General features: G+C 72.6%; 25 protein-coding genes. 12 read left to right on the top strand and 13 right to left on the bottom strand.

The window, feature by feature from the left end:
- From AB0F15_RS07795 to AB0F15_RS07805, 3 genes are all read right to left on the bottom strand, one after another.
- Entirely contained in the window at positions 1-669 is a 669-nt protein-coding gene (locus AB0F15_RS07795; protein ID WP_360266814.1) for a response regulator transcription factor, read from the bottom strand.
- A gap of 7 nt (positions 670-676) precedes the next feature.
- Complete coding sequence (locus AB0F15_RS07800; RefSeq protein WP_360266817.1) at positions 677-1,993, bottom strand: MFS transporter; 1,317 nt, start codon at positions 1,991-1,993, stop codon at positions 677-679.
- A gap of 134 nt (positions 1,994-2,127) precedes the next feature.
- On the bottom strand, positions 2,128-2,889 hold the full coding sequence (locus AB0F15_RS07805) for a GntR family transcriptional regulator (RefSeq protein ID WP_360267152.1): 762 nt from the start codon (positions 2,887-2,889) through the stop codon (positions 2,128-2,130).
- 525 nt (positions 2,890-3,414) lie between these two features.
- Here AB0F15_RS07805 and AB0F15_RS07810 point away from each other — a divergent pair.
- Positions 3,415-4,119, top strand: a complete 705-nt coding sequence (locus tag AB0F15_RS07810; protein ID WP_360266820.1) for a beta-ketoacyl-ACP reductase — start codon at positions 3,415-3,417, stop codon at positions 4,117-4,119.
- Between the two features lie 43 nt (positions 4,120-4,162).
- Positions 4,163-4,930: an enoyl-ACP reductase FabI gene (fabI, locus tag AB0F15_RS07815; RefSeq protein WP_360266823.1), complete on the top strand. Its 768-nt coding sequence runs from the start codon at positions 4,163-4,165 to the stop codon at positions 4,928-4,930.
- A 3-nt stretch (positions 4,931-4,933) separates the two neighbouring features.
- On the opposite strand, the gene AB0F15_RS07820 is transcribed toward fabI, so the two are convergent.
- Both AB0F15_RS07820 and AB0F15_RS07825 read right to left on the bottom strand, forming a co-directional pair.
- Positions 4,934-6,094 carry a Cmx/CmrA family chloramphenicol efflux MFS transporter gene (locus AB0F15_RS07820; protein WP_360266826.1) on the bottom strand — a complete coding sequence of 387 codons (1,161 nt, stop codon included), beginning with the start codon at positions 6,092-6,094 and terminating at the stop codon, positions 4,934-4,936.
- Between the two features lie 69 nt (positions 6,095-6,163).
- Positions 6,164-6,742 carry a TetR/AcrR family transcriptional regulator gene (locus AB0F15_RS07825; protein WP_360266829.1) on the bottom strand — a complete coding sequence of 193 codons (579 nt, stop codon included), beginning with the start codon at positions 6,740-6,742 and terminating at the stop codon, positions 6,164-6,166.
- 86 nt (positions 6,743-6,828) lie between these two features.
- Here AB0F15_RS07825 and AB0F15_RS07830 point away from each other — a divergent pair, with 86 nt between their 5' ends.
- Complete coding sequence (locus AB0F15_RS07830) at positions 6,829-7,872, top strand: ferrochelatase (RefSeq protein ID WP_360266832.1); 1,044 nt, start codon at positions 6,829-6,831, stop codon at positions 7,870-7,872.
- Here the strand turns inward: AB0F15_RS07830 and AB0F15_RS07835 are convergent.
- Both AB0F15_RS07835 and AB0F15_RS07840 read right to left on the bottom strand, forming a co-directional pair.
- Positions 7,869-8,651 (bottom strand): methyltransferase, encoded by a 783-nt coding sequence (locus tag AB0F15_RS07835; RefSeq protein ID WP_360266835.1) that lies wholly within the window; start codon positions 8,649-8,651, stop codon positions 7,869-7,871. The two genes, AB0F15_RS07830 and AB0F15_RS07835, sit on opposite strands and share 4 nt — an antisense overlap.
- 52 nt (positions 8,652-8,703) lie before the next feature.
- Positions 8,704-9,501 (bottom strand): hypothetical protein, encoded by a 798-nt coding sequence (locus AB0F15_RS07840; RefSeq protein ID WP_360266838.1) that lies wholly within the window; start codon positions 9,499-9,501, stop codon positions 8,704-8,706.
- Positions 9,502-9,601: 100 nt separating this feature from the next.
- Between AB0F15_RS07840 and AB0F15_RS07845 the strand changes: the two genes are divergently transcribed.
- Together AB0F15_RS07845 and AB0F15_RS07850 are read left to right on the top strand one after the other, a co-directional pair.
- Positions 9,602-10,999: an ATP-binding protein gene (locus AB0F15_RS07845; RefSeq protein ID WP_360266841.1), complete on the top strand. Its 1,398-nt coding sequence runs from the start codon at positions 9,602-9,604 to the stop codon at positions 10,997-10,999.
- Entirely contained in the window at positions 10,996-12,957 is a 1,962-nt protein-coding gene (locus AB0F15_RS07850; protein WP_360266844.1) for a VWA domain-containing protein, read from the top strand. Before AB0F15_RS07845 ends, AB0F15_RS07850 begins: the two co-directional genes overlap by 4 nt.
- A 247-nt stretch (positions 12,958-13,204) precedes the next feature.
- On the opposite strand, the gene AB0F15_RS07855 is transcribed toward AB0F15_RS07850, so the two are convergent.
- A complete protein-coding gene (locus AB0F15_RS07855; protein WP_360266846.1) occupies positions 13,205-13,543 on the bottom strand; it encodes a hypothetical protein in 339 nt (112 codons plus the stop codon).
- Positions 13,540-14,802, bottom strand: a complete 1,263-nt coding sequence (locus tag AB0F15_RS07860; protein ID WP_360266849.1) for an amidohydrolase family protein — start codon at positions 14,800-14,802, stop codon at positions 13,540-13,542. The genes AB0F15_RS07855 and AB0F15_RS07860 overlap by 4 nt, the downstream gene beginning before the upstream one ends.
- A gap of 54 nt (positions 14,803-14,856) precedes the next feature.
- Between AB0F15_RS07860 and AB0F15_RS07865 the strand changes: the two genes are divergently transcribed.
- Genes AB0F15_RS07865 through mshC form a run of 3 tightly spaced genes read left to right on the top strand, consistent with a single transcriptional unit; the run spans position 14,857 to position 16,895 of the window.
- On the top strand, positions 14,857-15,513 hold the full coding sequence (locus AB0F15_RS07865) for a MerR family transcriptional regulator (RefSeq protein WP_360266852.1): 657 nt from the start codon (positions 14,857-14,859) through the stop codon (positions 15,511-15,513).
- Positions 15,453-15,632: a TipAS antibiotic-recognition domain-containing protein gene (locus tag AB0F15_RS07870; RefSeq protein ID WP_360266855.1), complete on the top strand. Its 180-nt coding sequence runs from the start codon at positions 15,453-15,455 to the stop codon at positions 15,630-15,632. The genes AB0F15_RS07865 and AB0F15_RS07870 overlap by 61 nt, the downstream gene beginning before the upstream one ends.
- Before the next feature lie 24 nt (positions 15,633-15,656).
- Positions 15,657-16,895, top strand: coding sequence for a cysteine--1-D-myo-inosityl 2-amino-2-deoxy-alpha-D-glucopyranoside ligase (gene mshC / locus AB0F15_RS07875; RefSeq protein ID WP_360266858.1), 1,239 nt, complete (start codon positions 15,657-15,659; stop codon positions 16,893-16,895).
- 63 nt (positions 16,896-16,958) lie between these two features.
- Here mshC and AB0F15_RS07880 read toward each other — a convergent pair whose 3' ends face one another.
- Together AB0F15_RS07880 and AB0F15_RS07885 are read right to left on the bottom strand one after the other, a co-directional pair.
- Positions 16,959-18,599 (bottom strand): ABC-F family ATP-binding cassette domain-containing protein, encoded by a 1,641-nt coding sequence (locus tag AB0F15_RS07880; RefSeq protein ID WP_360266861.1) that lies wholly within the window; start codon positions 18,597-18,599, stop codon positions 16,959-16,961.
- Between the two features lie 155 nt (positions 18,600-18,754).
- Positions 18,755-19,231, bottom strand: a complete 477-nt coding sequence (locus AB0F15_RS07885) for a MarR family transcriptional regulator (protein ID WP_360266863.1) — start codon at positions 19,229-19,231, stop codon at positions 18,755-18,757.
- Positions 19,232-19,376: 145 nt separating this feature from the next.
- Between AB0F15_RS07885 and AB0F15_RS07890 the strand changes: the two genes are divergently transcribed.
- From AB0F15_RS07890 to AB0F15_RS07900, 3 genes are read left to right on the top strand one after another with little or no spacing between them, the layout of a single operon-like run.
- Positions 19,377-19,964 (top strand): helix-turn-helix domain-containing protein, encoded by a 588-nt coding sequence (locus tag AB0F15_RS07890; protein WP_360266866.1) that lies wholly within the window; start codon positions 19,377-19,379, stop codon positions 19,962-19,964.
- The gene (locus tag AB0F15_RS07895; RefSeq protein ID WP_360266869.1) at positions 19,961-21,196 is read left to right on the top strand and encodes an MFS transporter; all 1,236 of its coding nucleotides are present in this window, start codon (positions 19,961-19,963) and stop codon (positions 21,194-21,196) included. The genes AB0F15_RS07890 and AB0F15_RS07895 overlap by 4 nt, the downstream gene beginning before the upstream one ends.
- Before the next feature lie 33 nt (positions 21,197-21,229).
- On the top strand, positions 21,230-22,063 hold the full coding sequence (locus AB0F15_RS07900) for a metallophosphoesterase (RefSeq protein ID WP_360266872.1): 834 nt from the start codon (positions 21,230-21,232) through the stop codon (positions 22,061-22,063).
- Here AB0F15_RS07900 and AB0F15_RS07905 read toward each other — a convergent pair.
- Positions 22,058-22,603, bottom strand: a complete 546-nt coding sequence (locus tag AB0F15_RS07905; protein ID WP_360266874.1) for a CGNR zinc finger domain-containing protein — start codon at positions 22,601-22,603, stop codon at positions 22,058-22,060. The genes AB0F15_RS07900 and AB0F15_RS07905 overlap by 6 nt on opposite strands.
- A 32-nt stretch (positions 22,604-22,635) precedes the next feature.
- Here AB0F15_RS07905 and AB0F15_RS07910 point away from each other — a divergent pair, with 32 nt between their 5' ends.
- On the top strand, positions 22,636-23,577 hold the full coding sequence (locus AB0F15_RS07910) for a phosphotriesterase (protein WP_360266877.1): 942 nt from the start codon (positions 22,636-22,638) through the stop codon (positions 23,575-23,577).
- A gap of 4 nt (positions 23,578-23,581) precedes the next feature.
- Here AB0F15_RS07910 and AB0F15_RS07915 read toward each other — a convergent pair whose 3' ends face one another.
- On the bottom strand, positions 23,582-24,493 hold the full coding sequence (locus AB0F15_RS07915; RefSeq protein WP_360266880.1) for a PAC2 family protein: 912 nt from the start codon (positions 24,491-24,493) through the stop codon (positions 23,582-23,584).
- Between the last annotated feature and the right edge of the window lie 6 nt (positions 24,494-24,499).

The raw sequence follows: 24,499 nt of genomic DNA on the forward strand, positions 1-24,499 counted from the left end.
TCAGTCCCGGCCGAGCCGGTAACCGAAGCCGCGGATGGTGGTGAGCAGTCCCGGCCGGTCGAGCTTCGCGCGCAGCTGCGTCAGGTGGACGTCGAGCGAGCGCGACACCGCGAGGTACGCGTCGCCCCAGACCTCGTCCATCAGCTGCTGACGGCTGACCGCGGTGCCGGGGCGTGCGGCGAGCACCGCCAGGATCTCGAACTCCTTGGTGGTCAGCCCGACGTCGCACCCGGCGACCAGGACCCGGCGGGCACCGAGGTCGATCTCGACGTCGTCGACGCGTACGACATCACCGGCCGGGGCGGTGCGGGCGACCGCGCGCCGCACGACGGCGTCCATCCGGGCCAGCAGCTCGGCCAGCCGCACCGGCTTGGTGAGGTAGTCGTCCGCGCCGAGCCGCAGGCCGCGGACGACCGAGCGTTCGTCGCCGCGGGCGGTCAGCACGATCACTGGGACCGGCGAAACGGCCCGGATCTTGCGCAGCACGTCGAGGCCGTCGAGGTCGGGCAGGCCCAGGTCGAGCAGGACGAGGTCGGCGTCGCGGTGGTGCTGCAGCGCGTCGGCCCCGCGCCCGACGCTGGTGACCGGATGGCCGCGCGCGTGCAGCGACTCGGCGAGCGCGCCGGCGACACCCGCGTCGTCTTCGACGAGGAGCACGCGCACGGCCATCCTTCTCTCAGCGGTCTTCCAGCTCCGAGGTCTTCGAGGTTTCCCGCATTGTGCCGTAGACGATCAGGGAAACCAGGACACAGCCCGCGACGTACCAGAAGAAGACCGTTTCGTGCCCCGCGCTCTTCAGCGCCTGGGCGATCAGCTCGGCGGTGCCGCCGAAGATCGCCACGGTCAGCGCGTAGGGCAGCCCGACGCCGAGGGCGCGGATCTTCGTCGGGAACAGCTCGGCCTTCACGATCGCGTTGATCGAGGTGTACCCCGCGACGATCACCAGCCCGGCCAGCACGAGGAAGAACGCGCCGACGGGGTTGCGGGTCGAGCCCATCACCGTCATGAGCGGGACGGTGAGCAGCGTGCCGCCGATGCCGAAGAACAGCAGCAGCGGGCGGCGGCCGATCCGGTCGGAGAGCCGGCCCGCGAGGGGCTGCAGGATCGCCGCGACGAGGATCGCGCAGAACAGCACGACGGTGACCTGGCGCCGCGGGATGTGCGCGGTGTTCTCGAGGAACTTCTGGCTGTAGGTGGCGAAGGTGTAGAAGCCGACCGTGCCGCCGAGGGTCAGGCCGACGACGAGCGCGATCTCCTTGGGGTACTTGGCGAGCGCGCGCAGCGTGCCCCGCTCGCCCGCCGCCTCGCCGCCGGACGCCTGCTTGAAGCTTTCCGACTCGTCCATGCCCCGCCGCAGCCACATCACGGTGAGCGCGGCGACGGTGCCGACGGCGAACGCGATCCGCCAGCCCCACGCCGTCAGCTGCTGCTCGGTGAGCAGCGCCTGCAGGATCAGCTGCAAGCCGAGCGCCAGCAGCTGGCCGCCGTAGAGCGTCACGTACTGGAAGCTCGAGTAGAACCCCCGCTTGCCGGGCGTGGCCACTTCGGACAGGTACGTCGCCGAGGTGGAGTACTCGCCGCCGACCGACAGCCCCTGGATCAGCCGGGCGACGAGCAGGAGGATCGGCGCGGCGATCCCGATCGTGTGGTAGTTCGGCGTGACGGCGATGAGCAGGGAGCCGCCCGCCATGAACGTCACCGAGAGCACGAGCGCGCTGCGGCGGCCGAACCGGTCGGCGAACCGGCCGAGCATCCAGCCGCCCAGCGGGCGCATGAGGAACCCGACGGCGAAGACGGCCGCGGTCCCCAGGAACGCGGCCGTCGTGTCGGACGTCGGGAAGAACGACTTGGCGAAGTAGGTGGTGAACGCCGCATAGGCGTACCAGTCGTACCACTCGATCAAGTTGCCGATCGAGCCGCGCAGCACGTTGCCGATCACGCGCTTTTCGCTGCCGTGCTGATACGTGGTGGCACCGCTGAGCCGGGTTGTCATCGTCGACCTCCTGTGTTGCGACTCACGGTGACCAACCAGCGGGTAACCAAGCAAGGTCGGGAGACAGTTCCTAACACCCGCTTAGGACGGTCGCGGCGAGCCCTCCCGCGCTCTGGCCTGCGGGAGACGCGCGGTCAGTCGGCCGGCCACTCGTAGGTCAGCTCGTACAGGTTGGCCGGAAGCACGATGTCGTTCATCTCCAGCGGGCGGCGGTCGGTGCCGTACGCGACACGCGTGATCGTGATGACCGGAACGCCGGTGGGAAGCTGGAACGAGGCTGTCTCGTCCGGCGCCGGCATCCGCGCGCCGACGTGCTCGGCAAACGAGCCGATTGCGTGGCCGGCCTCTTCGAGGCGAGCGTAAGTGCCGCCTTCGCCCGTGTCGACCTCTTCGATCGCGGTGCCGCGCGTCAGCTCGCGCGGGAGGCGCGACACCGCGAGTTGAGCCACGAGCCCATCGGCGCGCATCACCCGATCTCGTACGGTCAGCTCCGTTCCGATCTCCACGGCGAGGAGTCCGGCGGCACGTCCGTCGGCAGGCTCGAACCTCAGCTTGACGTTGCCGGACGGCGTGAAGCCGCGGGCTGCGGCGTCGGCGAGTAACGCACCGCGGTTGGGTTCGCGGGCTTCGCGGGACAGTCGTGATCGGGCGATGCGCTGGATGCTGGCCGGCGGCCGGACGAACACGCCGCGGCCGTGCTCGGAGGTGACCAGACCTTCGCCGCGCAGCACGTCGACGGCCTCGCGGACGGTCGGCCGCGAGACGCCGTAGGTCTCGACGAGGTCGTGTTCGCTCGGCAACCGCGCGCCAGGCGCGAACTCGCCGGAGACGATCTTCTCGCGCAGATCGGCCGCGACCTGCCGGAAGGCTGGGACTCCGCTCGTGCGATCCACCAGGGACAGGGAATTTCGATGCTGTGCGGGCTGACCGCCGTCGCGGAGTTCCGCCCGGTGGCTCACCGTCACGCACATCGCGTGCCGCACCAGTGCCCGCGCTGTGAGGCGATCTATCGACGGGAGCACGGCATCGCACCGATCGTGCGGAGGTCGTGATGGGCTGGTGGATCCGCGACGACGGCTCGGAGATCGTCGAGGATGAGGACGGCGCGATCATCGCTGACGACGAGCCACCGCGGTGACCCGCTGTGGTCGGGGTCGCACGTTACTGATCAGTTGTGTGGAAGAACGCACCGGTGACCGTTGGTTACCGGTGCGTTCTTTGATTGAGTTCTGTTTGTCCAGCGGACCGCGTCCGCGCCTTCTCCGAAACGATCGGCTGGTCGGCGTGGGCGCACCGGATGACGCGTTGATAACACCCGCTCGGGACGGTCGCGGCGAGCCCGGGCGCGGGTGCGCGGCCCGGCGGCGCTGCCGATAGCCTCGTGCGCGGCATCAGCGCACGGCAAGAAGAGGGAGAACACAGTGGGACGGTCGGTTCTGGTCACCGGGGGCAACCGGGGCATCGGTCTGGCGATCGCCCGGGACCTCGCCGAGCAGGGGCACCGGGTCGCCGTCACGCACCGTGGTTCGGGCGCGCCCGAAGGCCTCTTCGGGGTCCAGGCGGACGTCACCGACACCGAGCAGGTCGACGCCGCCTTCAAGCTCGTCGAGGAGCACCAAGGGCCGGTCGAGGTGCTGGTGTCCAACGCCGGGCTCACCGACGACACGCTGCTGATGCGGATGAGCGAGGAGCAGTTCGAGCGCGTGATCAACGCCAACCTGACCGGCGCCTACCGCGTCGCCAAGCGCGCCTCCCGCGGCATGCTGCGCGGCAAGTGGGGCCGGTTCGTCTTCATCTCCTCGGTCGTCGGCCTCTCCGGCTCGGCCGGCCAGGCCAACTACGCCGCGTCGAAGGCCGGGCTGGTCGGCTTCGCGCGCTCGCTGGCCCGCGAGCTCGGCTCGCGCAACATCACCTCGAACGTCATCGCGCCCGGGTTCGTCCACACCGACATGACCGACGAGCTGCCCGAGGACCGCAAGAAGGAGATCCTCGCCCAGGTGCCCTCCGGCCGGTACGCCGAGCCGTCGGAGATCGCCGCCGCCGTGCGCTACCTGGCCTCCGACGAAGCCGGCTACGTCAACGGCGCGGTGCTGCCGGTCGACGGCGGCCTCGGCCTCGGCCACTGACCTCTTTCGAAAACCCCTGACCCGAACAAGACCTGGAGGACCCGTGCCCGGACTGCTCGAAGGCAAGCGCCTGCTGATCACCGGCATCATCACCGACGCTTCGCTCGCCTTCCACGCGGCCAAGATCGCGCAGCAGGAGGGCGCGAAGGTGGTGCTGACCGGCTTCGGCCGCATGTCGCTGGTCGAGCGCATCGCGAAGCGGCTGCCCGAAGTGGCGCCGGTGATCGAACTCGACGTCACCAACCAAGAGCACCTCGACGGCCTCGCCGACAAGGTGCGCGAGCACGTCGACGGCCTGGACGGCGTGCTGCACTCGATCGGCTTCGCGCCGCAGACCTGCCTCGGCGCGCCGTTCCTCGACGCGCCCGCCGAAGACGTCAAGACCGCGATCGAGATCTCGACGTACTCGTACATGTCGCTGGCGAAGGCGTGCCTGCCGCTGATGGGGCGCGGCGCGTCGTACGTCGGCATGGACTTCGACGCGCGCGTCGCGTGGCCGGTCTACAACTGGATGGGTGTCGCGAAGGCCGGGCTCGAGTCGGTCAACCGGTACCTGGCCAAGGAGCTGGGGCCGCAGGGCATCCGGGTCAACCTGGTCAGCGCGGGCCCGATGAAGACGATGGCGGCGAAGTCCATCCCGGGCTTCGTCGACCTGGAGGACGGCTGGGGCGAGCGCGCGCCGCTCGGCTGGGACAGCACGGACCCGGACCCGGTCGCGAAGAGCGTCTGCGCGGTGCTGTCGGACTGGCTGCCCGCCACCACCGGCTCGATGATCATGGTCGACGGCGGGGTCCACTTCCTCGGCGTCTGAGCTTCACACGGCCACCGGCTCACGGTCGTCGCTCCGCTGGACTGCGGCGGCGACCGTGAGCGCGACCAGCGTGGCCGCGCCGAGGGCCATCCCGGTCCAGGCGACGCTGGGGAAGCCCAGCCCGGCGTCGATCGCGACGCCGCCCAGCCAGGGCCCGATCGTGTTACCGACGTTGAACGCCGCCGTCGTGCTGGCGCCCACGAGCGTGGGCGCGTCGCCGGCGACCTGGTAGGCGCGCACGTTCAGCGCCGGGTTGAGCCCGAACCCGGCGACGCCGAAGACCAGGACGGCCGCGATGGCCACCAGCACGTCGGTGGTGAGGGCGAGCACGAACAGGGCCGCCAGCGCGAGGCCGAGACAGCCGTAGAGCGTGGCGAACGGCCGCCGGTCGGCGAGCCTGCCGCCCGCGGTGATCCCGATCAGCGCGCCGACGCCGAACAGCGCGAGGACGCCGGGCACCCACCCTTCGGGGAGGCCGTCGGTCTCGGTCAGCAGCGGTGCGAGGTAGCTGAACGCGGCGAAGATCATCGCCTGCGCCAGCGCGATCACGCCGAGGGCGAGCCAGACCCGCCCGCGGCGGTAGAGCCGCAGTTCGCCGCGGACGCTCAGCGGCCCACCGGACGTCTCGGGCACGAGTGCGGCGACCCCGGCCACCGCGAGCAGCGTCGCCGCCGCCACTGCCCAGAACGCCGTCCGCCAGCCGGCGTGCTGGCCCAGGAACGTCCCGGCCGGGACCCCGGCGACGTTGGCCAGGGTCAGCCCGCCGACGAGCACCGCCATCGCCCGGCCACGCCGGTCGACGGGCACGAGCGCGATCATCGTGGCCGTGGCGACGGCCCAGAACCCGGCGCAGGCGAGCGCCGAGACGACCCGCGTCGCGAACAGGAGGACGTACCCGCCGGCGAGGGCGCCGACGACGTGCGCCACGACGAACACGCCCAGCATCGTCAGGAGCGTCCCGCGGCGGGGGAGCCGCAGCGTGCCGATGGCCAGCAGTGGCGCGCCGACCACCATGCCGATGGCGAACGCGGAGATCAGCAGCCCGGCGTCGGGGATGCTGACGTGCAGGTCGGCGGCCATCGCGGGAAGCAGGCCGGTGATCATGAACTCGGATGTGCCCAGCGAAAAGACGCTGAGCCCGAGTACGAAGACAGCCAGGGGCACGGGTCCTCCTTGGTTGTGTATCGATCAGTTCAAAATTCGGGCGAGGTCTCCCGGCTCCTGGGTCAGGTCTCAGCGTGCGACGATCGCCGAAAGCGCCAGATCGGCGACGGCGTACAGCGCGTCGCGGTTCGAGCCACGGCGGCCCATCACCCGCAGGCCCGAGATGGTGCTGAGCAGGAACTCCGCCACGCCGGCCGGGTCAAGGCCGTCGCGGAGGCTGCCGTCGAGCACGCCTTCCCGGGCGCACTCGGCGAACATGGCCAGGTTTTGTTCGGTGTCGCTGCGCAGGGCGGCGCCGACCTCGTCGTCCGGCAGCCCGAGTTCGGCGAGGGTGTTCACCACGAAGCAGCCGCGGTTTCCGAGGCCGGCTTCGATCACCGTGTCCAGGACCGCCGTGATCCGCTCGGCCGCGGTGCCGGGCCCGTCCAGGATCGCCTTGCGCTTGCCCAGTTCCCGGGTCGTGTAGTGCGTCAGTGAACGCTGAAAGAGGGCGCGCTTGCTGGTGAAGGTGTTGTAGACGCTGCTACGGCCGAGCCCGGTGGCCTCGCACAGTTCCTGCGTCGACGTCGCTTCGTAGCCGTGTTCCCAGAAAGCCTGCATCGCCTTCTCGACGGCGGCGGTTTCGTCGAACTCCCGTGGCCTGGCCATGCCGCCAGTCTACCAGAGTTTTGGACTGGTCGATTCATAACGAGCCCGGCTCAGCGTGCGGGCCGCCACATCGGCAAGATGACGGGGTGGGATACGACGCGTTGCTGTGGCTTTCGTTCGGCGGTCCGGAAGGACCCGACGACGTCCTGCCGTTCCTGGAGAACGTCACCAGGGGCCGGGGGGTACCGCGCGAGCGGCTCCTGGAGGTCGCCGAGCACTACCGGCACTTCGGCGGCGTCTCGCCGATCAACCGGCTCAACCGCGACGCGATGGCCGCCGTCGAGAAACAGCTTTCGGCCGCCGGCATCGACTTGCCGGTGCACTTCGGCAACCGCAACTGGCACCCGATGGTCGAGGACACCCTGGCTTCGCTGACGTCGCAAGGCGCCAAGCGGGTCCTGGTGTTTCCCACGAGCGCGTATGGCGGCTATTCGGCGTGCCGTCAGTACGACGAGGACATCGAGCGCGCCCGCGCGGCGGTCGGCGCCGACGCCCCCGAACTGGTGAAGATCCGGCAGTTCTTCGACCACCCGCTGTTCGTGTCGGCGACCGCCGACGGCGTGCGCGCGGCTCACGCGTCGCTGGGGAACGAGCCCGGGATCCGCACGGTGTTCACGGCGCACTCGGTGCCGGAGAGCGCGGACCTCGCGTCGGGCCCGCCCGCGGAAGGCGGCCGCCGCTACTCGCGCCAGATCGCGGAGGCCGCGCGCCTGGTGGCGGCCGAGGCGGGGATCGCGGAGTACGACGTCGTGTGGCAGTCGCGGTCCGGGCCGCCGCAGGTCCCGTGGCTGGAGCCGGACATCCTCGACCACATCGACGCCCTGCACGCCGCGGGAGTCCGTGGCGTGGTCGTCTCGCCGATCGGGTTCGTGTCGGACCACCTCGAGGTGATCTGGGACCTGGACAACGAGGCGGCGGAGCGCGCGGCCGAGCACGGCATGGCCTTCGCCCGCGCGGCGACGGCGGGTGCGGACCCGAGGTTCGCGGAGCTGGTGGTGGAGCTGATCCGCGAGCACACGCACGGGGTGCAGCCGCGGAAGCTGTCTTCGTTCCCGGTGGCCGGGTGCACGGTCAACGGGGCGCCGTGTGCGGTGGGCTGCTGCGAACCGGCGAAACGCACTGGCCGCTAGTCCTTCTTGCGCCCCACCAGGTGGAAGACGCGGCTGAGCCGCCGGTAGGGATCGCGGCGGCCTGCCTCGAGTTCGACGGCCGCCACCCGCTCCGCTTCGGCCTCGTCCGGCGGGGCTCCGCTGAGGTCGAGCCAGTCGACGAACAACCAGACCCCGTACCACTGCAGCGGTTCCACGCCCCGGGCCCGGAGTGACTCGCCGAGTTCGGCCACGGTGCCCGCTCGGGTCGGCAGGCCCAGCACGCCGATTTCGGTGCGGGCGTCGAACGCCGTCAGTGCGTCCTCCCAGCGTCCCTCCATGGCCGGGCGCACCGCCGCCGCGTCGGCGTTGCCCGCCATGATCGAGACGAGGCCGCCGGGCGCGGCGCACCGGCACAGCTGGTCGAGGACCGGCTCCGGGCGCTCCAGGTACCCGAGCACGCCGTGGCACAGGACGGCGTCGAAGCGACGGCCGCCGACCGCCTCTTCGGCGTCCGCGCCGTCGGCTTCCACGAACGTCACCCGCTCCCGGGCCGCGTCGGGGAGCGACCGGAGCCGCTGCCGGGCTTTGTCCAGCATCGCCGCCGACGGGTCGAGCAGGGTGATGTCGTAGCCCGCGCCGGCCAGCGGGAACGACTGGTGGCCCGCACCGCCGCCGACGTCGAGCACCGACGCCGGCGGCGCGGGCAGGTGCTCCAGCAGCTGCCGGTGCATGACGTAGGTGCGCACGCGCCCCTTCACGGAGGCGTAGGCACCGTCGGCGAACTGGCCGGCCAGCGCGGCCCAGGTGTCCTCGACCATCGCGCCACGGTACCGGCGGCTCCCGATGGGGCGTGGGGGCGCTCGGCGGGGCTCAGCCTTCGCGGGCGGTCTGCTCCGCGAACACCCGCACCGCCTCGTTGACCGCCGCGCAGCGAGCCGTGCGGACCGCGTCCGACAGCGGCCGCAGGGCCTGGGCCCGCAGCGTCGAAGCCGAAGCCGACAGTGCGCCGCCCGGGTCGTCGGCCGAAGCGATCGCCAGGATCGCGGCGATCTCTTCGGCGCGCTGCAGTACCCGCAGTGCCCGGCCCGGGGTGCCGGCCGGCCAGTCGACGTCCGGGCGGGAACGCAGGTGCGCCGACAGCTCCGCACGCACGCCCGGCCGGTCCGAAGCCACGTCCTGCGCCTGCAACGCCCCGGCGCTGGCCCGGATCGCGTCCGTCAGCCCGTGCTCGGCCTCGCCGAGCGGGACGTACTCCGGGGTCGTCGGCGACGACAGCGAGTAGACCGTCCAGCGCACCAGTCCTTCGGCGATCGGCTCCGGCACCAGACCGAACCCGAGGTCGGGGAGCACCAGCGCGTCTCCCGCGCGCAACGCCGCTTCGGTGAACAGCCCGCCGCCGCCGAGGCCGCGGACGTCGCCGGGGACCGGGAGCACCAGCAGGAGAGATTTCGCTCCTTGCGAACGCAGGGCCATCAGCAGCTGCACCGGAGTGGCCGCCCGGTTGAACGCGAGCGGGAGCTCGAACGCGTCGGCCGCGGCCGGGTCGGCGGCCACGACATCGTGGGCCTCACCCCACGCGAGCAGGGCATCGAGGACATCGTCGGACGCGGCGGCCCCGTTGAGCCACGCGCTCGACCAGACGGCGAAAGTCGCACTGGGACGGCACACGACGCCCTATTTTACCGGCTCGCACGATCTGCCGGGAGCGCGCCCACGCTGGAGTCGCTCCACATCGACGGGCCGCCGATCCGGCAGTAGCGTCGAACCGGTGAACGCTGTTCCAGACGCACTTCCCCGCACCGCCGGGGCCCTGCGCGCGGCCGGGTACGAACCGCGCCCGATCGCGCAAGAGATCCACGACAACCTGCTGACCGCCCTCAAGAACGGCGAAGACGCCTGGCCGGGCATCGTCGGGTTCTCCCGCACCGTGCTGCCGCAGCTCGAACGCGCGCTGCTGGCCGGCCACGACGTCGTGCTGCTCGGCGAACGCGGCCAGGGCAAGACCCGCCTGCTGCGCACCCTCGCCGGCCTGCTCGACGAGTGGACCCCCGTGATCGAGGGCGCCGAACTGGGCGAACACCCGCTGCAGCCGATCACGCCCGCGTCGATCCGGCGCGCCGCCGAACTCGGCGACGACCTGCCGGTGGCCTGGCGCCACCGCTCCGAGCGCTACACCGAAAAGCTCGCCACGCCAGACACCTCCGTCGGTGACCTGATCGGCGACGTCGACCCGGTGAAGGTCGCCGAAGGCCGCAGCCTCGGCGACCCCGAGACCATCCACTTCGGCCTCGTCCCGCGCGCCCACCGCGGCATCGTGGCCATCAACGAGCTGCCCGACCTCGCCGAGCGCATCCAGGTCGCGCTGCTCAACGTGATGGAGGAGCGCGACATCCAGGTCCGCGGCTACACGCTGCGGCTGCCACTGGACGTCCTGCTCGTGGCCACCGCGAACCCCGAGGACTACACCAACCGCGGCCGGATCATCACCCCGCTGAAGGACCGGTTCGGCGCCGAGATCCGCACGCACTACCCCCTCGACGTCGAAGCGGAGATCGCGGTCGTCCGGCAGGAAGCCCACCTCGTCGCCGAAGTCGGCGAGCCGCTGCTCGAAGTCCTCGCCCGGTTCGTCCGCAACCTCCGCGAGTCGACGGTGATCGACCAGCGCTCCGGCGTCTCGGCGCGGTTCGCCGTCGCCGCGGCCGAGACCGTGGCGGCCGCGGCCCTGCGGCGTTCGGCGCTGACGGGGGAGGAGCCTGCGGTGGCCCGTCCGGTCGACCTCGACGCCGTGCCGTCGGTGCTGCGCGGCAAGATCGAGTTCGAGCCCGGCGAAGAGGGCCGCGAGATCGAGCACCTGGTGCACCTGCTGCGCCTCGCGATCGCGGAGACCGCGCGCGACCGGTTCGCCGGGCTGGACCTGCGGCCGCTGGCCGACGCGGTCGGCAACGGCCACCTGGTGTCCACCGGCGAGCGCGTGCCGGGCAAGGACGTCCTCGAAGCCCTGCCGGAGCTGCCGGTGCTGCACGAGGTCGCCCGCCGGGCCGGGGTCGCCGCCGACGAGCCCGCCGGGCGCATCGCGGCCGCCGTCGAACTCGCCCTCGAATCGCTGTTCCTGTCGCGAAGGCTCGCCAAGGACTCCGACGACACGACGACCGTCTACGGCCGATGACCGCGGTCCCGCTTCCCGACGGCTACTCCTACGGCCCGTGGCACGACGGGCCGGATCCTCTGGCGCCGCCGGCCGACCTGCGCGACGCGCTCGACGAGATCGGCCGCGACGTCATGGCCGGGGCGTCGCCGCGCTCGGCACTGGAGGAACTGCTGCGGCGCGGCACCGAGCGCACCGCGGGTCTCGACGAGCTGACCCGCCGGCTCTGGCAGCGCCGCTCGCAGATCCAGCGGCGCAACAACCTCGACGGCACCCTCCAGGAGGTCCAGCGCCTGCTGCAGGAGGCCCTCGACGCCGAACGGCGGGAGCTGTTCCCGGACCCGGACGACGACGCCCGGTTCCGGGAGGCCCAGCTCGACGCGCTGCCGCCGGGCACGGCCGCGGCCGTGAACGAACTCGCGGACTACGACTGGCGTTCGGACCAGGGCCGCGAGAACTACCAGCAGATCCGGGACCTGCTCGGCCAGGAGCTGATGGAGTCCCGGTTCCAGGGCATGAAGCAGGCGCTGCAGAACGCCGGGCCCGAGGACGTCGAGCGGATCAACGAGATGCTCGGCGACCTCAACGACCTGCTGGCCGCGCACGCCCGAGGCGCCGAAGACATCCAGAAGCGCTTCGAGGACTTCATGGGCAAGCACGGCGAGTTCTTCCCGGAGAACCCCCAGAACGTCGAAGAGCTGATCGACGCGCTCGCCGAGCGTTCCGCGGCAGCCCAGCGGATGCTCAACTCGATGTCGGCCGAGCAGCGGGCGGAACTCGCCGAGCTGACCCAGCAGGCGTTCGGTGACCCGCGGCTGGCGCAGCAGCTGTCGAATCTGGACGCGCAACTGCGGGCGGCCCGGCCGGGTGAGGACTGGACGGGCTCGGCGCGCTTCCGCGGCAACAACCCGCTGGGCATGGGCGAAGGCGCCCAGGCCATGGCGGACCTCGCCGAGCTGGACGCACTGGCCGAGCAGCTCGGCCAGTCGTATCCCGGCGCCCGGCTGGAGGACATCGACCTGGAGGCCCTCGAACAGCAGCTCGGCAAGGACGCGGGCGTCGACGCCCGCCGGCTGGCCGAACTGGAGCGCGAGCTGCGCCGCCAGGGCCTGTTCGAACGGGCGGCCGACGGCTCGCTCCGGTTGTCGCCCAAGGCGTTGCGGCGTCTCGGCGAGACGGCGTTGTCCGACATCGTGAACGCGTTGCGCGGCAAGACCGGCGAACGCGAGACCGAGTCGGCGGGCGCGGCGGGTGAGCCCACCGGCGCGTCGCGGCCGTGGCGGTTCGGGGACATGCAGCCATGGGACGTGCCGCGGACCATCCGCAACGCCGTGCTGCGGTCGGTTTCGGTGGGGGAGCGGCAGGTGCGCCTCGACGTCGAGGACGTCGAAGTGGTCGAGACCGAGCACCGCTCCCGCGCGGCGGTCGCGCTGCTGGTCGACACGTCGTGGTCGATGGTGTCGGAAGGCCGCTGGCTGCCGATGAAGCGCACGGCGCTCGCGCTGCACCAGCTCATCAGCACCCGCTTCCGCAACGACGCGCTGCAGCTGATCACGTTCGGTCGGTACGCGCAGTCGGTGGAGCTGCCGGAGCTGGTCGGCCTGGAGGGCGCGTGGGAGCAGGGCACCAACGCCCACCACGGGCTGCTGCTCGCCGGGCAGCACCTGCGGCGGCACCCGGACGCCCAGCCGGTGGTCCTGATGGTCACCGACGGCGAGCCGACGGCGCACCTGGAGCCCGACGGCGAAGCGATCTTCGACTACCCACCGCAGCCCCGGACCCTCCTCAAGACACTGTCCGAAGTGGACAGGCTGGCCAAACTGGGTGCATCGATTTCGGTGTTCCGCCTCGGCGACGACCCGCGGCTGACGTCCTTCGTGGACCTGATCGCCCGCCGCTCGGGCGGCCGGGTGATCGCCCCGGACCTGGACGGCCTGGGCGCAGCGGTGGTCGGCGACTACCTGCGCACGCGACGCTGACTCCGGCAGTTGCTGCTTCGGCGGCCGCCGCCTCGGCGGGCGAGTAGGCGCGCAGGGCGGCGGCTGCCTGCACGCCCGCTGGTAGCCGTTGCCGCCGCGACGGCCGGGTGGTCGTACAGGGCTGTCTGCACCTGCCGGTAGCTGGTATCCGGCCCGGCGGCCAGGTCGCCGGGTGGTCGTGCAGGTCGGCGAGCCACCTGCGTACCGATCAGCCGCCGACCGCTCCGGTGCCGGACGCCGGGTGGGCTCAGGGCCGGTGCCGCCGGACGCGGACGGTCCGCGGGTCGATCCAGTGGCCGTGCGGGGGCTGGTCGGCCAGCGGGTCCGCCCAGCGCACCCGCAGCCGGTCCGGGTGGGCTTCCTGGATGCGTGCCTCTGTCCACCGGTCCGGCGCTTCCTCCACCCACCACGGGTCGCTCAGGCACGACAGGCCGTCGCGGCGGACGATCTCCTCGGCCTCGTCGCGCCCGGCCGGTCCGGCCAGCGGCGCGTGGAACACCGTGACCGGCTCCCAGCCCGACCCCGTCCGTCGGAGGTGGCCGAGGAGCTCGCTGTCCTCCTCGCGCCGGACCTCGATCGGGCTCACAGCTCCACGCCCAGCCGGGCGCGGACGGCAGCGATCACCTTCTCGGTCTGCGCCCGCAAGGCGCCCAGCCCGGCCTGCTCCTCGGCCGATCCGACGTAGGCGTCCAGGTCCGCCCGGACTCCCTGCTTCCAGACGGCCGTGACCTCCTGCGTCGCGGCGATGTCCTCGTCGGGGCGCCCGGCGACCAGGACGAGGTCCGCGCGCAGCCCCGGGCGGATCCGGCCGCGGTCGGCCAGGCCGAACACGTCGGCCGGCCGCGCCGTCGCCGCGGTGAGCGCGGCGGACGGCGAAAACCCGGCCGACACGAGGTGCCCCAGCTCGCGGTGCAGGCTCGCGCCGTGGACCGTGCCCGGATTGGGCGCGTCCGTCCCGGCCAGCAGCGGTACGCCTGCCTCGTGCAGCAGCCGGGCGTTGGTCCGCGCGGCCGCGAAGTCGGGCAGCTGCGGTGGCAACCACCGCCGCCGTTGCCGGTCGAGGACCGCGCGCCACTCCGGGCCCAGGCGGGGACCGAGGGCAGGCTCGCCGAGCAGTGCGTCGCCGGGGAAGCCGTCGGCCACCGACAGCGTCGAGATCACCGCGACGCCCGCCGCGGCGATCGCGTCGACCTGGGGGCCGCTGAGCGCGTCGAACGGTACGTGCGCGAGCACGTCGACCCCGGTGGGCAGCAGGTCCACCGCCCCGCGCGCGGTCGACACGTGGGCGGCCACGATCAGGGCCGCCGCGTGCCCGGCCTCGACGAGCGCGGCGATCGTCGGGACGTCCAGCGACGGCATCGGCATCGGTCCGCCGGTGCCGTCGTCGTAGAGCACCTTGAGGTGCGCCGCGCCTTCGGCGACGCGGTCGGCGACGAACCGCTCGGCATCCCGCGGCCCGGTCACGGCCGGAAACGGCGCGTACATCATGCTCGGGTGGCCGCCGGGCGCCGTGGCCCCGACGCTGGACGACCGCACGTCGGCGGCGTCCGGGCCGGCCGCGTCGGCCAGGGCCGCCCGGACGGTGTCCGGCTTGCTGAACATGTCGAGCACGGTCGTGACGCCGAACGTGAGGGCTTGCCGGGGCGCGCCGGGCAGCAGGTGCACGTGGGCGTCGATCAGCCCGGGCAGCAGGGTGGCGCAGCGGGCGTCCACGTGCTCGTCGCCGGGGCGCCGGAGCGTGTCGTCGCCGACCGCGGTGAGGCACCCGTCCGCGATCCGTACGGCGGTGTGGTCGGTGAGGCGCTCGCCGTCGAAGACGCGGGCGCCGGTGATGGTTGTGGTCACGGCACCCACGGTAGAAGTTGACACCGTGTGAAGGTCAACTTCTAAGCTGGCGGCATGCGGTACTCGATCAGCCAGGTCGCGAAGGCGTCCGGCGTGTCGGCGCGCATGCTCCGCCACTACGACGCGCTCGGGCTGCTCACGCCGGCTTCGGTGGCGGCGAACGGCTACCGCTGGTACAGCCGGCCCGAACTGCTGCGCCTGCAGCGCATCCTGCTGCTGCGGCGGCTCGGGCTCGGCTTGGCCGAGATCGGGGCGGTGCTGGGCGACCAGGTCGACGAGGCGGCCGCGCTGCGCGGCCACCTGGCTCAGCTCGAGGACGAGCGGCGGCGCCTCGACCGGGTCATCGCCACCGTCGAGGAGACGATCGCCGACCTCGGCCACGCCCGGATCGGCGACCCGGACCGGTTCTTCGCCGGCCTGCGCAAGGACGGCGCCGCCATGCGGCAGAGCTACCGCGAGACCTTCGGGGAAGGTGCCGCGGCGGCCTTCGACGTCGCCCAGGCCGCCCAGCACGGGCTCAGCGCCGCGGACTACGAGCACGCCGCCGCGCAGGGAGCGGCGCTGTTCCGGCGGCTGGCCGCCGTCATGCGCTCGGGTGCGGCGCCGGAGGACCCGCCGCACTCGACGCCGTCGCCGAACACTACGAGTCGGTGCGCCGCTTCTGGCAGCCGACCGCCCCGGCCTACGCCGCGATGGGCGGGCTGTACCTGAACGATCCCCGGCAACGGGAGCTGGCCGAGCGGGCCGACCCGGACCTGCCCGCGTGGCTGGCGCGGGCCATCGAAGCCTACGCGCGAGTACGGCTCGTCCCACCGCTCGGGAACGCCTGACGAGCCAGCCCTTACAGTCGGGGTATGCAGACTTGGTCATCGGTCGACGTGCCCCGCATCCCCGGCACCCCCCGCCCGCTGCGGCTCCACGACACGGCCACCGGGCAGACCCGCCCGACCGCGCCCGGCGCCACCGCCCGGATGTACGTCTGCGGCATCACGCCCTACGACGCGACGCACCTGGGGCACGCCGCGACCTACCTCGCCTTCGACCTGGTGAACCGCATCTGGCGGGACAACGGGCACGACGTCCACTACGTGCAGAACGTCACGGACATCGACGAGCCGCTGCTGGAGCGCGCCGCGCGCGACCAGGACGACTGGGTCGTGCTGGGTATGCGGGAGACGGCGCTGTTCCGTGAGGACATGACCGCACTGCGCGTGATCCCGCCGAAGCAGTTCGTCGGCGCCGTGGAGAGCATCCCCGAGATCGTCGAGGTCATCGCGAAGCTGCTGGCCAACGGCAGCGCCTACCGCGCGGACGACGCGGAGTTCCCCGACGTCTACTTCGACCACACGGCGACCGGCAGGTTCGGCTACGAATCGAACTACGACGCCGAGACGATGGCGAAGTTCTTCGCCGAGCGCGGCGGCGACCCCGGCCGCGCCGGCAAGCGCCACCCGCTGGACGCACTGCTGTGGCGCGTTGCCCGGGAAGGCGAGCCGTCGTGGGAGTCCGAGCTCGGCTCCGGCCGCCCGGGCTGGCACATCGAGTGCAGCGCGATCGCGGTCAACCGGCTGGGCCTCGGCTTCGACCTCCAGGGCGGCGGCTCGGACCTGATCTTCCCGCACCACGAGTACAGCGCGGCGCACGCCGAGGCCGTGGCCAAGGACGGCCCGTTCGCCCGGCACTACGTGCACGCCGGGATGATCGGCCTCGACGGCGAGAAGATGTCGAAGTCGCGCGGGAACCTGGTGTTCGTCTCGCGGTTGCGGGCCGACCGGGTCGATCCGGGCGCGATCCGGCTGGCGCTGTTCGCCGGCCACTACCGCGAGGACCGGCCGTGGTCGGCTCAGCTGCTGGCCGACGCCGAAACCCGGCTCGCGCGCTGGCGGGAAGCCGTCTCGCTGGGCACCGGACCGTCGGCGGCGGACACCGTCACGCGGTTGCGCGACCACCTGTCGGACGACCTCGACACCCCGAAGGCCCTGGCGGCGATCGACGCGTGGGCGAACGAAGCCCGGCGCCGCGACGGCACCGACCCGGCGGCCCCGGACCTGATCCGCACCGCGGTCGACGCCCTCCTCGGCATCACCCTCTGACCCTGACGTCGAGGGGCGGCACTTTCACGTGAAAGCTACGCTTTGCGCCGCAAAGCGCCGCTTTCACGTGAAAGCGGCGCTTCCTCGGCTTGTGGGAGGGAGCTCCAGGTGGTCGCCTGACCAGTCCCGGCGCAACCACCGGTCGTGGGAAGCGATGACGACCGCGCCCGGTGCCGTTTCCAGCGCCGCGAACAGTTCTTCCGCCAGCGTGAGGGAAATGTGGTTGGTCGGCTCGTCGAGCAGGAGCACGTCCGGCGAATCGGCCAGCAACACCGCCAGCGCCAGCCGCCGCCGCTGGCCGACCGACAGCGCGCCCACCGGCTGCCGGAGATCCCGTGACGCCAGCAAGCCGAGCCGGCTCAGCGGGGGAGCGTCCTCGCCGAGCGCGTCCCGGTACACCCTGGCCGCGGTCCGTTCCGGTTCGGCGAACACCACATCCTGCTCCAGCAGCCCGACCCGCACGCCGTGTCCGAAGTGGACCGTCCCGGCCGCGGGCGCGAGCCGTCCGGCCAGCACCGAGAGCAGCGTCGACTTCCCGGCGCCGTTCCCGCCGGTGACGAGCAGCCGCGCCGAACCGTCGATGTCCAGCCGCGGCAGCCGCAGCCGCCCCGGCACTTCGAGTGAGCGCACCGCAACCGCCGGTCCGTCGCCCGCGGCGCGGCCGGTGAGCTCGGCCCGGAACCGCAGCGGCGCCGGGGGTTTGCGCACCTGGTCGCGTTCCAGGTTTTCCAGGCGCTGCTCGGCGTCGCGGACCCGCCGCGAGATCGTCTTCTGGACGCGGGCGCCCTTGAAGTGGTGGATGAACTTGTCGTTGTCGCGCGGGGCGCGGCCGTGGGCGACGTGGCGTGCCGTGACCGCGACGGTTTCCCGCAGCTCCTTCAGTTCCTCCTGCTCCTCGGCGTAGCGCTGTTCCCAGCGGGCCCGTTCGGCGCGTTTGTGCCCGAGGTAGGCGGAGTAGCTGCCGCCGTAGCGGACGGCGCCGCCGGCCTGCCGGTCCGCCGCGGCCGGGTCGAGGTCGACGATGTCGGTGCAGACGGCGTCGAGGAACACCCGGTCGTGCGAGGACAGCACCACGATGCCGGTCAGCTCGGTGAGATGGCGCTCCAGGAACTCCATCGCGGCGTCGTCGAGGTGGTTGGTCGGCTCGTCGAGCAGGAGCGTGGCCGGCTGCCGGATCAGCAGTGCGGCCAGGCCCAGCCGCGACCGCTGGCCGCCCGACAGCGTGCCGAGCCGACGGCCGGGTTCGACGCCGCCGAGGCCGAGGCCGTCGCAGACGAGCTTCGCGCGGCGGTCGGCGTCCCAGAGGTCGTGGGCCTGCGCCCACTCCAGCACGCGGCCGTACTCCTCGAGCACGCCCGCGTCGTCGGGCCGGTCGGTCATGGTCGCGGTCAGCTCGTCGAGCCGGGCCGCGGCCGCCCGGATCTCGGCGAGCGCGCCGTCGAGGACGCCGGCGAAGGTCGCGTCCATCGGGAACGGCAGTTCCTGGAGCAGGAACCCGACGTCCCGGCCGCGCCGCACCTCGCCGGAGCGCGGTTCTTCGAGCCCGGCGAGCAGGCGCAGCAGAGTGGACTTGCCGGTGCCGTTCTCGCCGACCAGGCCGAGCCGCTGCCCGGCCGACGCGGTCAGCGAGACGCCGTCGAGGACGACGCGGGTGCCGTAGCCGAAGACGACGTCCTTGGCCTGCAACGGAAAGAGGGAAGACATGGGCGATCACCGAACCCTGGGGGAAGAAAGCGAGATCCCGCCGGGCGTCGGGGCACGCGGGAGCGTCGGCTCGACCGGGGTGCCGCCTCGAGCGGGATGGGCGCGGTTCAGTTCCTCATAGTGGAACCAGGTTAACGCAACATCCGTAGAGTTAGTCAACCGGTTATGGCCTGGGTCACATCCGGCAGCCCGGTGGTCGACCGTTCGGCCGCCGCGGTGCCGTCGGTGAGGAACTCGAGCAAGGCGGTCAGCTGACGGCGGTCGAAGCGCGCGAGCCGGTCGCCGACGAACCGGGCCATCGGCGCGTACAGCTCGGCGAGCTCGGCCATCCGGTCGGGCAGCGGCCGGACGACGAGCCGGCGCCGGTCGGTGGGATCGGGGGCGCGTTCGGCCAGCCGGTGGCGGTCCATCCGGTCGAGCAGCCGGGTGAACGCGCCGGTGCTCATCCCGAGGAGCCGGGCGAGTTCGGTCGGGGAGTCGCTGACCCCGCCGTGGAGCAGGTGCAGGCAGTGCAGCTCGGCCGGGGTGACGGCCATCCGCTCGGCGACCGCCGCGTGGAAGAGCGCGGTGGAACCCACGAAGCGGGGGAGGGCGAGAGCGGCGGCGGTGGCTAGTTCGCGCTGGTCGGGCAACGTCCATCCAAGCTCGGGTCACGACGCAGTCACTGCCCGGTGCAGTCACTGCCCCGCGAACGATAGCGGAGCCGGTTGACAAACCCCCAGGCGGCACGAACTCTGAAAGAGAGCTTTCGAAATTATCCTTTCAGATTGGACGCCGATGGCCGACCTGCCGCCGCGCAAGCGGATCGAGGACGTCGAGCTGCTTCGCGCCTTGGCGCACCCGTTGCGGTCCGCGCTGCTGAACCACCTCACCGCCGTCGGCCCGCGCACCGCGAGCGAGTGCGCCGACGCCGTCGGCTCGACGGCGTCGAACTGCAGCTGGCACCTGCGGCAGCTCGCGCAGTACGGCCTCGTCGAGCGCGCCGAGACCGAAGACGGCCGCGAACGCCCGTGGCGCGCCCGGCAGGTCGGGCTGGACATCGGCCGGTTCGCCGATGATCCGGCCCGCCGGGCCGCCCAGCTCGGGGTCGTGGGGGCGAGCCTGAGCCACGAACAGGAGCTGACCCAGCGATACCTGGACTCCCTCGACGACCTCGACCCGGCCTGGGTCGAGGCGTCCGGGCTCTCGACGTACACGTTGCGCGTCACGCCGGAGGAGCTGACCCGGCTGAGCGACGCGATCGACGCGCTGGTCCGGCCCTACGTCGGCGCGATCCGGCCCGACGCGCCGGCGCACGCGCGCCCGGTGCACGTCAGCCTGCGGGCGTTCCCGCGCGTCGACCACTCGGGGCGGGCGGAGGAGTGAACCGGCTGCTGGGGGTGCCGGCGTTCGCGCGGCTGTGGGCGGCCGCCTTCTTCGGCGAGACGGCCGAGTGGATGCTGCAGGTGGCGTTGCCGCTCCACGTCTTCCAGCGCACGGGCTCCGCCGCGACGACGGCCCTGAGCATCGTGCTCGGCCTGCTGCCCGCGGTCCTGCTGAGCCCGGTGGCCGGCGTCGTCGCCGACCGGTGGAACCGCCGCGCGGTGTTGTTCGGCGTCTGCTGCGGGCTCGCCGTCGTGGCGCTCCCGCTCCTGGCCGAGCCCGGCGTCACGGTGGTGTACGCGGTGATGGCCGCCCAAGCGGCCCTCGCGTCGGTGTTCGAACCCGCCCGCAACGCGCTCGTTCCGGAGCTCGTCGGCGTCGCGGACGTCACCGCGGCGAACGGGCTGATGAGCGTGAACGGCAGCATCGCCCGGCTGGCCGGCGGCTGGGCGGGCGGCGCCCTGCTGGGCTTCGGCGGGCTCGCGGACGTCATCACCGGCTACCTGGCCGTCCTGGCGGTGGCGGCGGCGCTGCTGGCCAAGCCGTTCCGCCGGGTCACCGCGCCGGCGCCGGTCCCCGCCCGGGAGCCGGTGGTGCGGGCCTGGCTCGCCGGCTTGGGTGAGCTGACGCGCGACCGGCGTCTGTGGCGCACCGGGTTCGCGCTGGTCCTGACGTCGCTGGCGCAGGGCATGTTCCTGGTGCTGTTCGTGGTCTACGTCCTCGACGTGCTCGGCGGCAGCGAAGCCGACGCCGGGCTGCTGCGGGGTGTGCAGGCGCTCGGCGGGCTGGCCGCCGGATTCGCGCTGGCCACCGTGGCGCGGCGGGTCGCGCCGGCCGCGTTGCTCGGCTGGGGTGCGCTCGGGCTGGGCTTGCTGTCCGCGGTGATCTGGAACCTGGCGCCGGTCACGACGGCGCTGGGCGTGTACGTCGGGTTGTTCGCCGTGGCCGGCGCCCCGGGCGTGGTCGTCGGCGCCGGGGTGCTGTCGGAGATCCAGCGCGCGGTCGCGCCCGAGCGCGCCGGGCGGGTGCTGAGCACGACGTTCGCCATGGTCGCGACCTTCACCACCGCCGGCGCGCTGCTGGCGGGCGCGCTCGTGGCGGTGACCGGGCCCGCCGCGCTGCTGGACGTCCAGGCCGGTGTCTACGTCTTCGCGGGCGCCGTCGTGCTCGTCCGCCGGCGGGGCACGCGGGAGCCGGTGGGGCGATACCGGGCGGCCTCGTCGGCGAAGTCGTAGAGCCGCCCCGGCCGCGGTGGTTACGGTGGAGGGGTGCCGCACCTCTTCGCCACCAGCGACCTCCACGTGACCCACGAGGGCAACGGCCCCGTCCTCGACTCGGTCGTCCCGGAAACACCCGAAGACTGGCTGCTCGTCGCCGGCGACGTCGCCGAACTCGCCGACGCCACCATCGGGACGCTGAAGACCCTGCGCAGCCGGTTCGCGAAGGTCGTCTGGGTGCCGGGCAACCACGAGCTGTGGACGACGAAGAACGACGACTGCCAGCTGCGGGGCCAGGCCCGCTACGAACACCTCGTCGAGCGGTGCCGCGAGATCGGCGTGCTGACGCCGGAGGACGAGTTCCCGGTCTGGCGGCACGGTCCGCGGCCGCTGACGATCGCGCCGCTGTTCCTGCTCTACGACTACAGCTGGCGGACCCCGGAAGCCGAGGGCAAGTCCCTCGAGGAAGCCCTACGCCAGGCCAGGGAGGCCGGGGTGGTCTGCACGGACGAGTACTTCCTCCACCCGGACCCGTACCCGAGCCGGCAGGCCTGGTGCGAGGACCGGCTCAAGATCAGCACCGGCCGCCTCGACGCGATCCCCGCGGACCACGGCACCATCCTGATGTCGCACTGGCCGCTGCACCGGCACCCGACGGCCCCGCTGTACTGGCCGGAGTTCGCGCTCTGGTGCGGCACCACGAAGACCGAGGACTGGCACCTCCGCTACCGCGCGGAGATCGCCGTCTACGGCCACCTGCACATCCCGCGCAGCACCGAGGCCGACGGCGTCCGGTTCGAAGAGGTCTCACTGGGCTATCCGCGCGAGTGGCGCAAGCGGGCGCGGGGTGCGGTGCCGATGCGCCGGATCCTGTGGCCCTCATGATTCCGCGCGGCGCCGTTCCCTGAGCGCCCGGACCCGGCCCCGGCTGGCGCAGGCGGGGGCGGGGCACCAGCGCCGCCGCCCGCCCGGATCGGCGAACACGCCGCGGCAGTCCTGCTCGGGGCAGGTCCGCAGGTCGTGCCGCAGCGGTCCGGTGAGCCAGTCCGCGGCTTGGCGGGCGAGCCGGCCGAGCGCGTCGGCGGCGGTCGCGGGGGCGCTGCGGTGGAGCCGGTCGAGCGCGGCGAGGTGGACCGGCTCGGCCTTGAGGAAGGGTGTCAGCGGGCTCACCTGGCCGGCTCTCGGCGGAATCCCGTCGACCGCGCCCAAGGCGAGTTCGCGGAGGACCTCGCGGAGCCGGTGGGCCTCGCGCAGGTCGGCGTGCGTGACCGGCGCGAGCGGCGTCAGTTCGACCCGGATGAGCCAGTCGCGCAGCCGCTCGACCGTCGGGATCCGCTCGATCGGCTGCGGCCCGAAGTGGCGGCCGCGGGTGGCGAGCAGGTTCAACCAGGGTGCGCCCATGTCGAGGCGGAAGTCTTCGGACACCTCGCCATCGTAACGGGTGAGGCGTTACACTCATGTTCGTGACTGGGGAACCCGAGGTGCGCACGGTGCTGGGCGACATCGATCCGGCCGAACTGGGCGTGACGAACTCGCACGACCACCTCTTCTTCGCCTCCAAGCTGCTGCCGGGCCAGGAACTGGACGACCCGATCGCCGCCGCGCACGCGCTGCTCGAGTTCAAGATGCGCGGCGGCGCGGCGCTCGTCCAGTGGACGCCGTACGGCCTGACCCGGCGCACCCGCGACCTCGCCTGGATGTCGGAGGAGGTCGGCGTGCACGTGGTCGCGGCCACCGGCCTGCACCGCGTGGAGCACTACGCCCCGGTGATCCTCGGCCGCGTCATCGACGGCCTGGTCAAGGAGTTCGTCGCCGACCTCACCGAGGGGACCCAGCCCGCCGACCTGCCCGACGAGCCGCGGACCGGCCCGCGGGCCGGGCTGGTCAAGGTGGCCGGCGCGTTCCACACGATCGACTCCCACGCCCGGCTGACGATGACCGCCGCCGCGGTCGCCCACCAGGAGACCGGCGCGCCGATCGCCGTGCACCTCGAACTCGGCACAGCGGGCCTGGAGACGGTCGAACTCCTCTGCGGCAAGCTGGACGTTCCCCCGGACAAGGTGATCCTCGGGCACCTCAACCGGAACCCGGACCCGCGGCTGCAGCGGAAGATCGCCGAGACCGGCGTGTTCCTCGGCTTCGACGGCCCCTCGCGGGCCAACCACGCCACCGACTGGCGGCTCTTCGACGGCCTCGAAGCGCTCGTCGCAGCCGGGCACGGCGGGCAGCTCCTGCTCGGCGGCGACACGACCACCGCCGCCGCCCGTGACCAGCCGGGCGCGTCCTACCTGCTCACCACGCTCGCGCCGCGGCTGACCGAGCACCTCGGTGGCGACGTCGTCACGGCCATGCTGGTGGCGAACCCCGCCCGGGCGTTCGCCACCAGCTGGCCGAAGTGATGCCTCAGCGCAGGCCGAAGCCTTCCTGTCCGCCTCCACCACCGCGGCCGCGGCGGCGGAGGTAGCGCTCGAATTCGGCGGCGATCTTGTCGCCGCTGACGTCCTCGGCCACGACCTCGCTCTGGGCGTCTCCGCGCTCCTCGAGGCTGCGGACGTACTCGCTGATCTCTTCGTCCTCGTCGGCCATCTCGCTGACCGTGCGCTGCCACTCCTCGGACTGCTCCGGCAGCGCACCCAGCGGGATCTCGACGTCGAGGATGTCCTCCAGCTTGTGCAGCAGCGCCAGCGTGGCCTTCGGGGACGGCGGGTGCGACACGTAGTGCGGCACCGCGGCCCAGATCGAGACGGCCGGGATACCCGCCTGCACGCAGTAGTCCTGCAGGATCCCGACGATGCCGGTCGGGCCCTGGTAGTTGTTCAGGTCGAGCCCGTACAGCGAAGCGGTGTCCTTGTCGTACGCCGTTCCGGTGACCGGGACCGGCCGCGTGTGCGCGGTGTCGGCGAGCAGGGCGCCCAGGGTGACCACGGTCGCGACGTCCAGCTGCTGGATGTGCTCCAGCAGCTCGGCGCAGAAGGCGCGCCAGCGCATGTTCGGCTCGGGCCCCTGCACGAGGACGACGTCCCGGTCGAACCCGTCCGGGCGGCACACCGACAGCGTCGTGGTCGGCCAGTCCACCCGGCGAGTGACGCCGTCCACCATCCGGACGGTCGGGCGGCTGACCTGGAAGTCGTAGTAGTCGTCGGGCTCCAGCTCGGCCAGCGGCGTGGCGTCCCAGTTCAGCTGCAGGTGCTCGACCGCCCGGCTGGCCGCGTCACCTGCGTCGTTCCAGCCTTCGAAGGCGACCACCATCAAAGGCCGGCTGGGTTCGGTGCGGTCGCCGGGCGGCCGCGGGGTCTCGTCGACGGGCTCACTCACCGGACC

The organism is Amycolatopsis sp. NPDC026612, from assembly GCF_040638285.1.
Taxonomy (GTDB): domain Bacteria; phylum Actinomycetota; class Actinomycetes; order Mycobacteriales; family Pseudonocardiaceae; genus Amycolatopsis.

Excerpts from the sequence above, each read along its gene's own strand:
- AB0F15_RS07910 (WP_360266877.1), top strand. The coding sequence starts at position 22,636 with ATGTTCGTGACTGGGGAACCCGAGGTGCGCACGGTGCTGGGCGACATC.
- AB0F15_RS07795 (WP_360266814.1), bottom strand. The coding sequence starts at position 669 with ATGGCCGTGCGCGTGCTCCTCGTCGAAGACGACGCGGGTGTCGCCGGC.
- AB0F15_RS07865 (WP_360266852.1), top strand. The coding sequence starts at position 14,857 with ATGCGGTACTCGATCAGCCAGGTCGCGAAGGCGTCCGGCGTGTCGGCG.
- AB0F15_RS07800 (WP_360266817.1), bottom strand. The coding sequence starts at position 1,993 with ATGACAACCCGGCTCAGCGGTGCCACCACGTATCAGCACGGCAGCGAA.
- AB0F15_RS07890 (WP_360266866.1), top strand. The coding sequence starts at position 19,377 with ATGGCCGACCTGCCGCCGCGCAAGCGGATCGAGGACGTCGAGCTGCTT.
- AB0F15_RS07880 (WP_360266861.1), bottom strand. The coding sequence starts at position 18,599 with ATGTCTTCCCTCTTTCCGTTGCAGGCCAAGGACGTCGTCTTCGGCTAC.
- mshC (WP_360266858.1), top strand. The coding sequence starts at position 15,657 with ATGCAGACTTGGTCATCGGTCGACGTGCCCCGCATCCCCGGCACCCCC.
- AB0F15_RS07825 (WP_360266829.1), bottom strand. The coding sequence starts at position 6,742 with ATGGCCAGGCCACGGGAGTTCGACGAAACCGCCGCCGTCGAGAAGGCG.
- AB0F15_RS07835 (WP_360266835.1), bottom strand. The coding sequence starts at position 8,651 with ATGGTCGAGGACACCTGGGCCGCGCTGGCCGGCCAGTTCGCCGACGGT.
- AB0F15_RS07850 (WP_360266844.1), top strand. The coding sequence starts at position 10,996 with ATGACCGCGGTCCCGCTTCCCGACGGCTACTCCTACGGCCCGTGGCAC.